Here is a 14,947-nt window from a genome sequence, read left to right as displayed (position 1 = left end):
ATGATCGAGGTGAAGGGCTTGCGCATCGTAGCCGGTAGCCCTGGCGGGGACGCCGCGGAAATCGTGAAGGGCGTCGATTTCACCGTGAAGCAAGGCGAAGTGCTGGCGCTGATCGGGGAATCGGGCTCGGGCAAGACGACTATCGCGTTGTCGCTGCTCGGTTATACGCGGCAAGGGTGCGCGTTCTCGGGCGGGAGCGTGCGCGTAGGCGGGACCAACGTGCTTTCCCTCGATGAAGCGGGCCGGCGCACGTTGCGCGCCCGCACCGTGGCGTACGTGGCGCAAAGCGCGGCCGCCGGGTTCAATCCGGCGCGCACCGTGATGGATCAAGTCATCGAGCCGGCGTTGCTGCATCGTTTGATGACGCGCGAGGCCGCGAGCGCTAAGGCTGTCGCCCTCTTTCGCGCATTGGCGCTGCCCGATCCCGAGCACATCGGAGAGCGGTATCCGCATCAAGTGTCCGGCGGGCAGTTGCAGCGCCTAATGGCCGCCATGGCGTTGATCACGGATCCGGCGGTGATCGTTTTCGATGAACCGACCACGGCGCTCGACGTGACGACGCAGATTGAAGTGCTGGTCGCCTTCAAACGCGTGATCAAGGAGCTGGGCACGACCGCGGTCTACGTCTCGCACGATTTGGCGGTGGTGGCGCAGATGGCCGATCGGATCGTCGTGCTCAACGGCGGCGAAGTCCAGGAGTGCGGCGATGTCGATCAAGTGCTCGACGCGCCCGCGCATGCTTACACGCGAGCGCTGTTGGCTGCATCGGCGGGTCGGGAGGGGCGCGCTGCGTCCAGCCAAGCGGCTGCGGCCGCGCCCAGCGTACCGTTGCTCGAGATTCGAGGCCTCTCGGCGGGCTACGGACGTGTCGATCGCCATGGCAACCCCGCGGTGCGGGTGCTCGACGATGTGAACTTGTCGATTCCGCGCGGCAGCGCCCTTGGCGTGATCGGCGAGTCGGGGTCGGGTAAGACGACGCTCGCGCGCGTCGTTGCCGGGCTCGTTGAGCGCACGAGCGGCGAGGTGCTGTTCGAGGGGCAGCCTTTGTCGTCCGGATTGCACGGGCGCACGGCCGATCAATACCGCCGGATTCAGCTCGTGTTTCAGAACGCCGATACCGCGCTGAACCCGAGCCATACGGTTGCGGAGATATTGGGCCGCCCGTTGGCATTCTATAAGGGCTTGCGCGGCGCGGCCGCGCAGCGGCGCATCGGCGAATTGCTCGATCTGGTCAAGTTGCCGGCATCGACGGCCGTGCGGCGGGCTTCGGGCTTGTCCGGCGGACAAAAGCAACGTGTGAATTTTGCGCGAGCGCTGGCCGCCGAGCCGTCGCTGATCCTGTGCGACGAAGTGACGTCGGCGCTCGACACCGTAGTGGGCGCAGCGATTCTGGACTTGCTGCGCGAGTTGCGTCGCGAGCTCGGCGTGTCGTATATGTTCATCAGTCATGACATCTCCACGGTGCGCTCGATCTGCGACGACGTGGTCGTGCTCTATGCAGGTCGACGCGTGGAAGCGGGACAGCGCCGCCTGTTGGACCAACCGCCGCATCACCCCTATACCGAGCTGCTCGTCGATTCGGTTCCTGCACTCAAGCGCGGCTGGCTCGACGCTCATCGCAACGTCGGCAACTGTGCGCTGCCGCCGCTGTCGGAAAGCGCGTCGGGCGAAGCGGAAGGACTCTGCAGTTTCCGGGCGCGTTGCCCCGCGCGGGTGGAAGGACAATGCAATGCCGTGCAGCCGCCGGTGAGAGTGCTGCCTTCCGGCGCGCAGATTCTCTGCCATCGTTCGGCCGATGAATTGAAGCTGCTTCAGCCGTTGCGAGGCGCGGCATGAACGGACGCTTCGTGCGCGTAGCGGAACGCGGGCGAAAGACGTTCACGATCAAAGTCGACGGCGTCGCATGTGAAGCCGCCGAGGGCGATACGGTGCTCGTCGCATTGCTCGGCTCGGTGCGTGCGGTGCGCGATTCGGAATTCGGCGATGGACGCCGTGCGGGCTTCTGTCTCATGGGCGCGTGTCAAGACTGCTGGGTGTGGTGTGACGACGGCACGCGTCTGCGCGCATGCACGACGCCCGCCGCGCCGGGGATGTCGCTCGTGACACGTCTGGCGGCGGCCGGAGAGGGTGTATGGCCGCGCGCATAGTCATCGTCGGAACGGGCCCCGCGGGCGTGCGCGCCGCGCAAGCGCTCGTGAAAGCCGGGCATCGCCCAGTTGTCGTCGACGAGGGAAGACGAGACGGCGGCCAGATCTATCGCCGGCAACCCGAAGGCTTCACGCGCTCGTACGAGACGCTCTACGGCACGGAGGCCGCTCGCGCCAAAGCGTTGCACCGAAGCTTCGATGCCTTGAAAGGCCACATCGAGTACTTGCCCGAGACGCTCGTCTGGAACGTCACGCCCGGCGAAATCCATCTCGTTGCGGGCGAGCGATATCGCGCGCTCGCCTTCGATGCGCTCATCGTCTGCAGCGGCGCGACCGATCGGTTGATGCCGGTCAAAGGCTGGCAATACGCGGGCACTTACAGCCTGGGCGGCGCGCAGATCGCATTGAAATCGCAGGGCTGCGCCATCGGCAGCCGCCCGATTCTGCTCGGTAGCGGGCCGCTGCTCTATCTGCTTGCCGCTCAGTACGTGAAGGCGGGCGCCAATCTCGTTGCGGTGCTCGATACGTCGAAGGCGCGCGAGCGCTATGCAGCGCTACCGGCGATGCTCGCGGTTCCTTCGGCCGTCGTGAAAGGGCTGAAATTGCTGCGCGTGCTGCGCAAGGCGCGCGTGCCCGTGCATTGCGGCGTGCGGCCTCTGGAAATCCTCGGCACGGCCGAAGACGGCGTATGCGGCGTCGTAGCCGAGCAAGCGGACGGCAGCCGGCTCGAACTGCGTTGCGACGCGGTCGCGATGGGGTACCACTTGCGTCCTGAAACGCAGTTGGCCGATCTGGCCGGTTGTGCCTTCGAGTTCGACGACGCCGGCAGGCAATGGCTGCCGAAAATCGACGAAGACGGGCGCAGCAGCGTCAAGGGCGTCTATCTCGCAGGCGACGGCGCCCGCGTACGCGGGGCCGATGCGGCCGAGCGTGCGGGGCGCATGGCTGCGTTGGCCGTTTTGCGGGATTTGGGCCTGCAGACGAACGGGCCAGGGGCGGATGCAGAACCATTGCGCAAGGCGCTCGCTCGATACACGCGCTTCGCCGATGGCTTGCGGCGGGCGTTTCCGTGGCCCGCCCAGCAAGCCGCGCGGTTGCCTGACGATACGATCGTGTGCCGCTGCGAAGCGATTACGGCGGGCGCCTTGCGCGAAGTCGTTCGCGCGACGGGGGCCAGCGAAGCGAATCGCGCCAAGGCATTTTCACGAGTGGGCATGGGGCGATGCCAAGGCCGCTATTGCGGCCATGCCGCGGCCGAGGTCATTGCAGCCGAGGCGGGCGTGCCGCTCGTGCAAGTGGGCAGGCTGCGCTCGCAAGCGCCGGTGAAACCGCTGCCCATGGCAATCGTCGAGGACTCCGAAGCATGAAGACGCTCGAATCGGATGTCCTGATCGTCGGCGGCGGCATCGTCGGAACGACGACTGCGTTTTTCCTGCGGCGCCGAGGCCAATCGGTGCGCTTGCTCGAACGAGGGCTGACCGGCCAACAAGCGAGCGGGGTGAACTTCGGCGGCATTCGGCGGCAAGGGCGGGCGCTAGAGCAATTGCCGCTTGCCAATCGAGCGCTGACCACGTGGCGGCATGCCGCCGAATGGCTCGGCGAGGACGTCGAGTTTCTCGCCAGCGGACACACGCGCGTGTGCTACCACGAACAGGACGTCGATACGTTCGTGCGCTATGCAGCCGAGGCGCGCGAGTGCGGGCTCGATCTCGAAGTGTTGCAAGGACGGGGGCTGTTCGAGCGCTTTCCGTTTCTGGGGCGCGAAGTGTTGGCGGCGTCGGTCTCGCCGTTGGACGGCCACGCCAACCCGCGACTGGCGGCGCCGGCATTCGGCCGGGCCGCTCGCAGGCTGGGCGCCGACGTGCATGAAAACGTCGAGGTGGTTCGCGTCGAACATGAGGGTGCGGGCTTTCGGGTCGAAGATAGCGCGGGTCGGATCTATCGCAGCGCTCAACTCGTGATTTGCGCGGGCGCATGGGCGAACCGGCTCAGTTCGCAATTTGGCGAGCCCGTTCCGCTCGAATCGCGCGGCCCGCAAATGGCGGTGACCGAGCCGGTGCCTTACGTGTTTCATTCGTCGATGGGCGTGTTCACCTCGGTGAAGGCGGAAAGCGTCTACTTCCGCCAGATCCCGCGCGGCAACCTGATTCTCGGCGGCGGGCCGCATGGTCCGGCCAGCATCGAAACGAACCGCGCCCGCGTCGCGCCGCTCAACACGGTGCGCCAGATGGCGCAGTTTAGGCGGCTCGTGCCCGGTCTTGCGCCGCTGCATGTGATTCGGACTTGGAGCGGTGTCGAAGGCTACTTGCCCGACGCCGAGCCGGTGATCGGCCCGAGCCGGGCGATCGATGGTCTTTTCTACGGTTTCGGATTCAGCGGGTCGGGGTTTCAAATCGGGCCCGGGGTGGGCGAAACGCTGGCCGAATTGATATCGACGGGCAAAACGGCTATCGCGCTCGATAAGTTTTCGATCGGCCGCTTCGGCGCGAACGCGGCAGCGAAGCAGGCAAAAGTAGGTGCAACATGACGCGATCAGAAGGGCTTGACCTAGCCAGGGCATTCATCGAGGCGCATTTCGCCGAACCGCTCACGCTCGAGCAGATGGCGGCGCATGCGGCGCTGAGCATCTCGCGTTTCGCTACCGTGTTTCGCGAGCGTTTCGGTTCGTCGCCTTATCGCTATCTATGCGGCTTGCGCATCAAACGGGCGCAATCGTTGCTGCTGGCCGGCGTGCCGAGCGTGGCGGTCGCGACCGAAGTCGGCTTTTTCGACCAAAGCCATTTCGGGCGGCATTTCAAGCGCGTGTGCGGTATGACGCCTACGGCTTTCGTGGCTGCCGGCGGCGCGGCGCTCGGCAAGGCCAAGCGCACATCGGGCAAGCGTGCGGCGATGGATCAAAGGCATTCAGCGTAAGGAGCGATCGAGCCTGATAATCTAGGGCGCTGGTAGCACACATCGCAGGCGCGCCTCAACGCAGGCATGACGCCTGCATCCGAAGCCTTCCCACCGGAGCCGTTTGCAGTGAACGACACAACAGCGCCGCAGAGCCGAATCGATCTCGCGCAATTAATCGAGCGCGTGCGCGCCATGCAGCGCGGCGCGCGTCAGCTCATCGCCATCGCCGGCGCGCCGGGTGCGGGCAAGAGCACGTTCGTACAGTCGCTATGCGACGGTTTGAACCGCGATCGTCCGGGTTTCGCCTGCATTCTCGCGATGGACGGCTTTCATTTCGATGATCGCGTGCTCGAGGCGCGCGGCCAACGCGCCCGCAAGGGTGCGCCGCATACGTTCGATGTCGGGGGGCTCGAAGCGATGCTCGAACGCCTCGCCGCCGACGATGGAAAAGAGATCGCCGTTCCGGTGTTCGACCGCTCCCTTGAGATCGCGCGGGCGGGCGCGGAAATCATCCAGGCCTCGGCCCGGTGCATCCTGGTCGAAGGCAACTATCTGCTGCTCGACGATCCCGCATGGGCGCCCTTGCGGCGGTTCTTCGACGTCACCGTCATGCTCGACGTACCGCGCGAAGTGCTGATCGATCGCCTGGCTGCGAGATGGCGCGGGTACGGGATGGATGAGGCTGCCGTGCGCGCGAAGCTGGACGGCAACGATCTGCTCAACGCCGAGCTAGTGCTGTCGGGAAGCGTGGCCGCGCAGTTCGTCGTGGCGAACGTTTAGGCGAAACGCCAGCGAGCAGAGCAACACCGGTCGCCGCGCCGAGCGCGCCGGGCGTCACTGCGGATCTTCGCGGCGGCGCATGCGAACGATCAGCGACGGCTCGCTTGAACGGCGCGTTCGATGTCGGCAATGACGATTTTCTTCATCTCGAACATGGCGCGCATGGCGGCGGAGGCCGCAACGGGGTCGTCGCCGCATACGAATTCGAGCAGACGCCGCGGCGTGACTTGCCAACGCAAGCCGTAGCGGTCGACCAGCCAGCCGCACGGGCGCTCCTCGCCGCCTTCGCCCAGCTTCGTCCACAGTTCGTCGACCTCGTCCTGCGTTTCGCATTCGACGAGCAACGAAATCGATTCGTCGAATGTGTATTGCGGGCCGCCATTGAGCGCATGAAATCGTTGACCGGCAAGCTCGAACGTGACGACCATGACCGACCCCGCTTTGTCGGGCACGGCGTCTGGGTAGCGGCTCGCGGTGACGATACGGCTGTCGTCGAAGAGCGACGTGTAGAAGCGGGCGGCTTCTTCGGCCTCGGTATCGAACCAAAGAAAGGGCGCAATCTTGTGGCTGAGTTTGATCATCTCCGTCTCCTTGCGAATAGAACCGCGTGAGATCGCCGATGGGATGCTCAGTGATCGGCGATGGGCCGCGTCGTGGCGGCGCCGTCCGCACTCAATTCCTTCATCATGCAAACGGCCGATGCGGGGCACAACGACGCAAACTGCGCACTCGACCGTACGCGGACCGGAGCGTCGCTTCTCGAGACTACGCGATAGCCCATGTCCGCGAAATAGCCGCTCGCAGAGGTCGTCAGCAAGAATAGACGATGTGCGCCGCAGCGTGCAGCTTCTTGTTGCGCACGACCGACGAGTGCCGCGCCCAGACCCATTCGCTGCGCGTTCGTTGCAACCGCCACCGATCGCAGCAACGCGTCGGCCCCGTAGGGCTCGATCGCGGCGCAGCCCATCGGCGTGTCGTCACTGGCTGTTGCAACGTAAAAGCGCTTGGCGTCGCCGGCGGTGACGTCGTCCGTGGGCAAGCCGTGCGCGACGAGCAACGCACGGATCGCGGGAAAGTCATCGGGGCGTGCGGCACGAATCCTGCGGGTGGCCGCGGCGGGCCTCGCGTTCATATTCAACCCTTTGCCTTCGGCGCTTGGATCATTTTCCAGCCGTTTCCGGCAGGATCGCGAAAGCCCGCGTCGACGCTGCCATAGCGGTCGATCGGCTCCTGCGTGAATTCGACGCCGCGCTCGCGCAACCGTTCGTACGTCGCGCGGCAATCTTCGACGGCGAGCACGAGCGGCGGCATGGCGCCCTTGGCGACCATCGCGCGCAGGCTTTGCGCGGTGGCTTCGTCATGCATGGGCGGCCCGGGCCTAAACAGCCCGAGCTGAAACGACGGTTGGTCAGGGTGCTGAACCGTAAGCCAGCGGTAGTCGCCGTTGCGCACGTCGGTATGAACCTTGAAGCCGAGTTTCTCGACATAAAACGCGAACGCCTCGTCTTGGTCGCCGACATACAACCCTACGACATCGATGCCTTCATTCATAACGCCTCCTTGGTTGAAGGCGGCAATGTAGCGTTTGCCGCACGCCGTCGCTTCTCCGAAACTGCGATGGTGATATCGGGGCGCTGCGCGGCCTTCAGTACACAGGCTGGCACGACGGACAGACGGCCGCGCTCTGCCTCGGCTTGCTCGCGCAAGGCGCCGGGGCTGTGACCGGTGACGTCGCGAAAGATGCGGCCGAACGTGCCCAGGCTTTCCCAACCGGTGGCGAAGGCGATTTCGGTGATGCTCAGATCGCTCTCGCGCAACAGTGCGGCAGCTTGCTCGATGCGCCGCGTAAGGAGGTAGCGGTGCGGCGGCAAGCCGAAGGCACGCTTGAACGAGCGCGCGAAGTGGGCTTCTGACACGCCGCTTATCTCCGCCAGGCGCCTGACGGGCCACGCCTCATGCGAGGCGGCGTCGATGCGATCCTTCGCGCGAAGCAAGCGGCGCAGCAACGCGGGATCTTCCAACGGAGCCGAAGTGGCGGGCGCAGGCGAGGTCGCTGGCGGTGGCGCGGGCTGTTCAGCGGGCAGCGTCTCCAGCTCGGCTTCGGCTTCGGTCTCCGATGCCTCTTGCGCCTTTGCGGTCGCATATCGCGTAGGCGGCACGCCCACGACGCGCGCGAATGCAACGCTGAACGCGCTGGCCGAACGATATCCGACGCGCTCCGCCACCTCGGCCACGCTGGCTTCGTTTTGCGTCAAGAGGCGCTTGGCCATCGCCATGCGCCAATTGAGCAGATACTCCATGGGCGCAACGCCGACAGCGCGGTTGAAGCGATCGAAAAACGCCGAGCGCGACAGCGCCGCCAGCTTCGCAAGCGCGGGCACCGTCCACGATTGGGCGGGCGCTTCATGCATGGCGCGAATGGCGGCGGCGAGCCGTTCGTCGGCAAGCCCGCGTAAGAGCCCCGGCGGCGCTGCGGCCCCCGTCGTCGAGCGTAGCGCTTCGATCAGCAAGACCTCCAACAGCCGCGTCAGGATCACGTCTCGCGCGGGACGCGCTGCGCGCGATTCATCCCCCACGAGTTGCACGAGCGTAGCTAGCCGTTTGTCGCCGCGAACGTGCACGAGTTGCGGTAGCAACGAAACGAGCAGACCCGCATCGGGCGAGCCGAAGACACAATGGCCGATCAGAAAACGAACGTCCACCGGGCCGCTTTGGAGGCCGAGCCGAAATTGGCCGTCGCTCAGGCGCACCGGGGCGGTGACGGTGTCGTTCGACGAAGGCGGCGAGAGGCTCGACATCGAGCGGGCGAAGCCCGAAGGAATGAGAACGAAATCGTCGGCCTGCAACGTGATCGAATCGCGGCCGTCGACAGTCAGGCGACACGACCCTTCGAGGATCACGCAGTAGAACGGCTGGCCCGATTCCGCGCGCCGCACGCGCCAGCGGCCAGCCCCGCCGACGACTTTCGAGAATGCCGCGCGCGGTTGCAGCAGTGTGACGACTTCGGACAGCGGATCGACCATGGCCGGACTCCTGCGAACGAAACTCGGACTCCGGATTGTAGCTAATCCGGAGCCGGGCCTCTATCGTCTCGATACCGCAACGATCCATAGGAGTGCCAAATATGAAAACCATCCTGATCACGGGCTGCTCGTCGGGGTTCGGGCGCGATACCGCCCGATATTTTCTCGAGCGCGAATGGAACGTCGTCGCAACGATGCGCGCGCCGGGCCCCGACGTGCTTCCTCGCTCGGATCGGCTGCGCATCGTCGCGCTCGATGTCACCGATCCCGAGAGCATCCGCCGCGCCGTGGATGCCGCGGGGCCGATCGATGTGCTCGTCAACAACGCGGGGATAGGCGTGTTGAACGCACTCGAAGGGATGGCGATGGATACCGTGCGTGAAGTGTTCGAGACGAATACGTTCGGCACGATTGCCATGACGCAGGCCGTGCTGCCTCAATTCAGGCAACGACAGGCGGGCGTCGTAGTGAACGTCACGTCGAGCGTGACGCTGAAATGGCTACCGCTGCTTTCCGTCTACACCGCGAGCAAGGCCGCTATCAATGCGTTTTCCGAAACGTTGGCATTGGAGCTGACGCCGTTCAACGTGCGCGTGAGGGTCGTTTTGCCGGGGCGCGCGCCCGAAACCCGCTTTAGCGAGCATGCGCGCGGCCGAATGCAAAATGGCATTCCCGAACCGTACGCCGATTTGGCGCAACGGGTGTTCGCGGGATGGGAGCAAGCAACGGCGGTCACGCGTTCGCTCGACGTCGCCGAGGCCATTTGGCGGGCAGCGACCGACCCGGCTTGCCCGATTCGTCTTGCCGCCGGCGAGGATGCGATCGCGTTGATGCCGTAGGGCGCCGTCTCGCAGGCATGAACCGGCGCGATCTAGCGTCGAGTCGCACCGAGTGCGATCGTGACGAGGGCCGTCCATGGCGACGGTATACAATCTCGCGCGTCACGATCGCAATGGTGAATTCATGAATCCGTCTCTACAGTCCTTGCTGCAAGCCGTCGATGCCGATAAGGCAAGGCTGGATACCGCGCAGCCGTTGCCGCTGCATACGCTCGAAGCGCTGCGCGAGCAGTTCACGCTGGAGTGGACCTATCACTCGAACGCGCTCGAGGGCAATACGCTCACGCTGAGCGAAACGAAGGATGCGCTCGAAGGCGCCGCGGCTGGCGGCGAGCCGTCGCGCGAGCGTCTTGAAGCCGTAAACCATCGTGATGCGATCCTCTATGTCGAGGATATCGTCGCGGGCAACGAGTCCCTGTCGGTGCAGCACATTCAACAGATCCACCGTTTGCTGCTCAAAGGCATAGACGAAACGCAAGCCGGACGATATCGCGAGCGGAACGTACCGGCCGCCGGCGCGTGTCCTGCTCCGATAGACTGCTCGCAGGTGCCGGCACAGATGGCCGCGCTGATCGAATGGCGTGCGCAAGCCGAAAAAATGCATCCGCTGGCGCGCGCGGCGGAACTCCACACACGGTTCTTCAAGATTCACCCGTTCGTGGGAGCGAATCGAACGATAGGGCGGCTACTGTCGAATCTCGATGCGATGAAGGCGGGGTATCCGCCAGCGATCATCCGCAGCGATGACCGCGCGACCTACGACCACGCCCTCGAAGGCGCATGCACGACCGGCGACGTCAGCGCGTTGACGCTGCTCATCGCCGAAGCCACCCAAAGGACGCTTACCACTTACCTGAGTTGCCTCGGGTCGGGCGATTGACGAGCGCTTCGGCCCGCGGCGCATCCAGCGCTGCTCCGTTGCCTAACGTGAAGTTGTTCATCGTGCCCAGTTTGCGCTCGTGCTCGGGATGACGATAAGCATGCATTAGCACGATCGCGCAAGCGCAAATGCCCTCGTCGTAGACGCATTTGCAATGCGCGACGCGCACCGCCTTATCGAGCGAACGGACGGCCTCTCCGCATGTGCCGATGCGCTCGTCGATCTCCACGCGCCGCAGCTCTTACAGCAACATGGGCAACTCGATGTTGCGTACGAACAGCTTCGGCCGGTTTTGATTTGCGATACGCAGCGCCTGCGCGAACCCGTTCGTGATCGCAAGCACCGTGCGCTCGCCTTTGCGTTCGAGCAAGGCACGGGTGGCGACCGTCCTGCTCATCCGAACGCATTCGATCGAGTGCGCGGGAACGGGGGCGCGGTTCGGGACACCGAGTAGTTCGCGTATCCCACGCACTGCCGAATCGCGATAGCGCTCGGGGTTGTCCGAGAGCGCCTGGTGTGTAACGAGCATGCCGCCGGGGCGCCGCGCGACGATGTCGGTGAACGTGCCGGTGAATCCCGCTTCGCCCTTGGTCAACCCGCAAGTGGCGATCCACGCAGGGATGACGAAGCTTAGAACCCCACGTCAAAGGACAGCGAGCGATGCGTTGGGGATATCGGTCACCAGCATGTGGCCGGGACGATGGGCGATCGCAAACGGCAGCCGCGCCGCTTCGATCGCGCTTTGCGGGGTCACGCCGCATGCCCAGAACACGGGCACTTCGTCTTCCCGGATCGTGACGGCGTCGCCGAAGTCCGGACGCGAAAGATCGGCGATGCCGATGGCGCGAGGGTGGCCCAGATGTACGGGAGCGCCGTGCACCGACGGGAAGCGGCTCGTGATCTGCACGGCTCGGATCGCATTCGCGCCCGTCATCGGCCGCATCGAGACGACGAGTTGTCCGCCAAAAGGCCCGGCCGGCACGTTGGCGACGTTGGTGCGGAACATCGGCACGTTAACGCCTTCTTCGACGTGCCGCAGGGGAATGCGATCGTGCGCGAGCATCTGCTCGAACGAGAATGAGCAGCCGATCGCGAACGCCACGAGGTCGTCGTTCCAGAGCGAGACGACGTCGCCGGGTTGCTCGGTCAACGCACCGTCGCGATAAACGTTGTATCCGGGCACATCGGTGCGCAGATCGAGGTCGCGCCCGAGCGAGGGGATGGCCCATTGTCCCCGCTCGCCCACGCCCAGCAACGGGCAAGCCTTTGGGTTCCTCACGCAAAAACGTAGGAAATCCTCGGCATAGGCGCTCGGGATGATGACGAGATTGGCTTGAGCGTACTCGCCGCACTGGCCTGCCGTGGGACCGGTGAAGTCCTTATGGCGCACGAGTTGGCGGAAGCGGTGGGGCATGACGGTGTTCCTCGAATCAGTGGAGCAGTGAAGCAATGGCGCACGGCCATGGCCTAGACAGGAGATTGGGTTCAAATTTAATGACACGCCAGCAAGTTATTCCGCGCGGTGTCGTCAAGGTTTTGTTAACGCGTTCATGCGGGTTTTCCCGGCGAAGCGGCGAACGATCGGGCGTCGGGGTGAACGTCAGAGCCGCGCCGAATAAGGCATAGGCGATTCTTATCGGTTTCCCTGAGGTGTGCATCCGGTTGACCAATCTGGTGCAAAATCCGGCAATAGATGCATCGAAAAGTTGGGCGTGGGCTTTATATTCTGCTTAACATCGGCGCCAGGATGCCGATAAGAATGACCGGGGGCCGCGATGCTTTCGCTCGGCCAGCCCGCTATACGAACAAGCCCTATTCGTCGGAAGAAACACTATGTCCCATTTGACGTTGCGACAAAAGCTCTGGATCCCGCTGCTATTGACCTGGGTCGGATTGCTGACGCTGACCGTCTGGCACGCGTTGCAGATGCGCGAATTGCAGTTGACCGAGCGCAAGCATGCGCTGGCGGACGTTACCGAAATGGCCTATTCGATCGCCGCGGGCCTCGATCGCGATGCGCAGGCGGGAAAGATCGGCGCGGACGCGGCCAAACAGCAAGCACTCGCGCGCATTGCCGATCTGCGCTATAGCGGCAACGGTTATGTCACGGTTGTCGGTGCCGATTCCGTGGTGGTCATGCATCCGATGTCCCCCAAGCTCAATGGGAAGGACATGTCGCAATGGAAGGATGCGAAGGGCAATCTGCTCTATAAGGACATAGCGGCGGCGGGCGCGTCGCCGGCCGGCACCGGTTACGTCGAATACTGGTGGCCCAAGCCGGGTGAAAAGGCGCCGAGTTCCAAGCTGGGCTTCGTCAAACGGTACAAGCCGTGGAATTGGGACTTCGTAGCGGGGGTTTACCAGGACGATATCCAAGCGGCGTTCTATCACACGCTCGTCACGTCGTTAGCGGTGCTCATCGTGCTCGGCGCGGCGATTTCGCTGTTGACGTCGTTGGCCGTCAGGAGCGTGCGCCGCTCGGTGGGCGGGGAGCCTTCTCGTGCGGCGGAATTGGCGCGCCAGATCGCTTCCGGAGATCTGACCGGGCGCATCGATGTTGCGCACGGCGACGACGAAAGTATTGTATCGGCGATCGCTTATACGCGGCAAACGCTCGCGGGCGCGGTCTCGCGCGTCAAGTCGGCTGCCGAAGCGATCCATACCGCGGCGGCCGAGATCGCGACGGGCAATGGCGATTTGTCGAGCCGAACGGAACAGCAAGCGGCCTCGCTCGAGGAAACGGCTGCGGCCATGGACGAGCTCACGTCGACCGTGAAGCAAAACGCCGAGAATGCCTCGCGCGCGACGGAAGTTGCGGCGAGTGCATCGTCGGAAGCCGAGCGCGGCGGGGGCGTGGTCGGCGATGTCGTGAGCAAGGTGCGGGCGATCGCCGAAAGCTCGAAGAAGGTGGCCGACATTACGTCGGTCATCGACAGCATCGCTTTCCAAACGAACATTCTCGCGCTGAACGCGGCGGTGGAAGCGGCGCGCGCCGGCGAAAACGGGCGCGGCTTCGCCGTGGTGGCCAGCGAGGTGCGCAGTCTCGCGCAACGCAGCGCGGCCGCCGCGAAGGAGATTCGCGTGCTCGTCGATACTTCGCTGACACAGGTGGAAAGCGGGGCCGCGCTGGCTGAGAGCGCCGGTCAAGCGATGGACGGCATCGTCACGGCGGTCAAGCGCGTCACGACGATCGTCGACGAGATCGCCACCGCGTCCGTGCAGCAAAGTACCGGCATCGATGAGGTCAACCGTGCGATCGCGCAGATGGACAGCGCAACGCAGCAGAACGCGGCGCTCGTGGAGCAGGCCGCAGCCGCGGCTGCCTCGCTGAACGAACAGGCGCAGCAATTGGGGGCGGCTATCCGGGTGTTCCGGGTGGAAGCCGATGCGGCGCATGCGGCCAGTCGATGAATACGCGCTTTCTTGAAACCTTCGTCACCCTAGCGGAACTCGAGAGTTTCCGCGCCACCGCGCGCGTGTTGCACGCCACGCCCGCGACGATCTCGTTGCGGATCAAATCGCTTGAAGACGACCTGCGCACGCAGCTCATCGATCGCACGACGACACAATTTCGGCTGACCCCGGCGGGCGAAAGCTTGCTGAGCCTTGCGCGCAATGTCGTCGATGCCGCGCAGGCGCTGCGCGAGGCCGCCGGGCAAGAGGTCGTCGTCGGCGGAAAGCTTAGATTGGGCGTGATCGAGACCGTGGTTCATTCATGGCTGTCGCATTACATCACGCACCTGAACGCGAAATTTCCGCAACTCGATGTGGATTTGACCGTCGATTCGAGCGCCGTCCTACAGCAGCGGTTGCTGGCGGGCGAACTCGATCTGGCGATTCGCGTGGAGGGGATCGACAGCACGAAAATAGCCTCTAGCGCGATCGCCAGCTACCCGGTGCGCTGGATTGCTCGCCGCGGGTTGCTGTCGCGGCGCACGACCGGGCTTGCCGCGCGCGTGTTGCAGCGGCCGATCTTGACGTTCGGCCGCGGGACGGCGCCGCAAGTGGCGTTGCAGAGCATCGTCCATACGCTCGCTCGCCAGGAACAGATCCGCCCCGAGCAAACCCGGGTGACCTGTTCGCCGTCGGTCGCCGCCATCGTGCAGCTCGTTCGCGACGGCTATGGCGTCGCTTGTATTCCGAGCCTGTTCGTCAACGACGAGCTGCAGACCGGCGAATTCGTCGAGCTCGCGCTCAAGCCGGTGCCGCCGCCGATCATCGTGTCGGTCTGCAAGCCGATGAATGCGAGCGCGATGGTGAACGCTGCCGCGAGCGCGGCGCATATTGCGTGTTCGACCTATTGCCGGACCAAGCGCCCGGATTTGGTCGAGGCGCTTTGAGGCGGCGTCGCGCCCCGTTGTGCGCGGCGAACCGGGCAGGGGC

General features: G+C 64.7%; 15 protein-coding genes and 2 pseudogenes. 10 read left to right on the top strand and 7 right to left on the bottom strand.

Translation table 11 applies throughout. The features are described from left to right. The 6 genes from MMB74_RS26225 (at position 1) to MMB74_RS26200 (ending at position 5,822) form a co-directional block, all read left to right on the top strand. The gene (locus MMB74_RS26225) at positions 1–1,836 is read left to right on the top strand and encodes an ABC transporter ATP-binding protein (RefSeq protein ID WP_277431540.1); all 1,836 of its coding nucleotides are present in this window, start codon (positions 1–3) and stop codon (positions 1,834–1,836) included. Further along, positions 1,833–2,147, top strand: coding sequence for a (2Fe-2S)-binding protein (locus MMB74_RS26220; protein WP_277431525.1), 315 nt, complete (start codon positions 1,833–1,835; stop codon positions 2,145–2,147). Before MMB74_RS26225 ends, MMB74_RS26220 begins: the two co-directional genes overlap by 4 nt. Continuing rightward, a complete protein-coding gene (locus tag MMB74_RS26215) occupies positions 2,132–3,514 on the top strand; it encodes an NAD(P)/FAD-dependent oxidoreductase (protein ID WP_277431524.1) in 1,383 nt (460 codons plus the stop codon). Before MMB74_RS26220 ends, MMB74_RS26215 begins: the two co-directional genes overlap by 16 nt. Beyond that, entirely contained in the window at positions 3,511–4,674 is a 1,164-nt protein-coding gene (locus MMB74_RS26210; protein WP_277431523.1) for an FAD-dependent oxidoreductase, read from the top strand. The genes MMB74_RS26215 and MMB74_RS26210 overlap by 4 nt, the downstream gene beginning before the upstream one ends. Beyond that, positions 4,671–5,060: an AraC family transcriptional regulator gene (locus MMB74_RS26205; RefSeq protein WP_277431522.1), complete on the top strand. Its 390-nt coding sequence runs from the start codon at positions 4,671–4,673 to the stop codon at positions 5,058–5,060. The genes MMB74_RS26210 and MMB74_RS26205 overlap by 4 nt, the downstream gene beginning before the upstream one ends. Positions 5,061–5,168: 108 nt before the next feature. Continuing rightward, positions 5,169–5,822 (top strand): AAA family ATPase, encoded by a 654-nt coding sequence (locus MMB74_RS26200; RefSeq protein WP_277431521.1) that lies wholly within the window; start codon positions 5,169–5,171, stop codon positions 5,820–5,822. Positions 5,823–5,911: 89 nt separating this feature from the next. Here MMB74_RS26200 and MMB74_RS26195 read toward each other — a convergent pair whose 3' ends face one another. From MMB74_RS26195 to MMB74_RS26175, 5 genes and pseudogenes are all read right to left on the bottom strand, one after another. Further along, complete coding sequence (locus tag MMB74_RS26195; RefSeq protein WP_277431520.1) at positions 5,912–6,403, bottom strand: VOC family protein; 492 nt, start codon at positions 6,401–6,403, stop codon at positions 5,912–5,914. A 47-nt stretch (positions 6,404–6,450) separates the two neighbouring features. Then, positions 6,451–6,954, bottom strand: coding sequence for an arsenic resistance N-acetyltransferase ArsN2 (arsN2, locus tag MMB74_RS26190; protein WP_277431519.1), 504 nt, complete (start codon positions 6,952–6,954; stop codon positions 6,451–6,453). A 2-nt stretch (positions 6,955–6,956) separates the two neighbouring features. Continuing rightward, positions 6,957–7,373, bottom strand: coding sequence for a VOC family protein (locus MMB74_RS26185; RefSeq protein WP_277431518.1), 417 nt, complete (start codon positions 7,371–7,373; stop codon positions 6,957–6,959). Beyond that, on the bottom strand, positions 7,370–7,981 hold the full coding sequence (locus MMB74_RS26180; protein WP_277431539.1) for an AraC family transcriptional regulator: 612 nt from the start codon (positions 7,979–7,981) through the stop codon (positions 7,370–7,372). Before MMB74_RS26180 ends, MMB74_RS26185 begins: the two co-directional genes overlap by 4 nt. Continuing rightward, positions 7,961–8,845, bottom strand: a pseudogene (locus MMB74_RS26175) (AraC family transcriptional regulator); the annotation flags it as partial. The pseudogene MMB74_RS26175 and the gene MMB74_RS26180, both read right to left, overlap by 21 nt. 101 nt (positions 8,846–8,946) lie before the next feature. Between MMB74_RS26175 and MMB74_RS26170 the strand changes: the two are divergent. Together MMB74_RS26170 and MMB74_RS26165 are read left to right on the top strand one after the other, a co-directional pair. Next, positions 8,947–9,684, top strand: coding sequence for an SDR family oxidoreductase (locus tag MMB74_RS26170; RefSeq protein ID WP_277431517.1), 738 nt, complete (start codon positions 8,947–8,949; stop codon positions 9,682–9,684). Positions 9,685–9,808: 124 nt separating this feature from the next. Further along, positions 9,809–10,564, top strand: coding sequence for a Fic family protein (locus MMB74_RS26165; protein WP_277431516.1), 756 nt, complete (start codon positions 9,809–9,811; stop codon positions 10,562–10,564). On the opposite strand, the pseudogene MMB74_RS26160 reads toward MMB74_RS26165, so the two are convergent. Together MMB74_RS26160 and MMB74_RS26155 are read right to left on the bottom strand one after the other, a co-directional pair. Then, positions 10,527–11,159 (bottom strand): annotated as a pseudogene (locus MMB74_RS26160) (hydantoinase/oxoprolinase N-terminal domain-containing protein). The gene MMB74_RS26165 and the pseudogene MMB74_RS26160 sit on opposite strands and share 38 nt — an antisense overlap. A gap of 48 nt (positions 11,160–11,207) precedes the next feature. Continuing rightward, entirely contained in the window at positions 11,208–12,014 is an 807-nt protein-coding gene (locus tag MMB74_RS26155; protein ID WP_277431515.1) for a putative hydro-lyase, read from the bottom strand. 383 nt (positions 12,015–12,397) lie between these two features. Here MMB74_RS26155 and MMB74_RS26150 point away from each other — a divergent pair, with 383 nt between their 5' ends. Both MMB74_RS26150 and MMB74_RS26145 read left to right on the top strand, forming a co-directional pair. Further along, complete coding sequence (locus MMB74_RS26150; protein ID WP_277431514.1) at positions 12,398–13,975, top strand: methyl-accepting chemotaxis protein; 1,578 nt, start codon at positions 12,398–12,400, stop codon at positions 13,973–13,975. Continuing rightward, positions 13,972–14,904, top strand: a complete 933-nt coding sequence (locus tag MMB74_RS26145) for a LysR family transcriptional regulator (RefSeq protein ID WP_277431513.1) — start codon at positions 13,972–13,974, stop codon at positions 14,902–14,904. The genes MMB74_RS26150 and MMB74_RS26145 overlap by 4 nt, the downstream gene beginning before the upstream one ends. Positions 14,905–14,947: the final 43 nt, after the last annotated feature.

The sequence above is a fragment of the Trinickia sp. Y13 genome, assembly GCF_029522115.1.
Classification (GTDB): Bacteria; Pseudomonadota; Gammaproteobacteria; order Burkholderiales; family Burkholderiaceae; genus Trinickia.
Note: the sequence above shows the minus strand (reverse complement) of the source record. Positions and strands in the feature narration are given on the sequence as shown.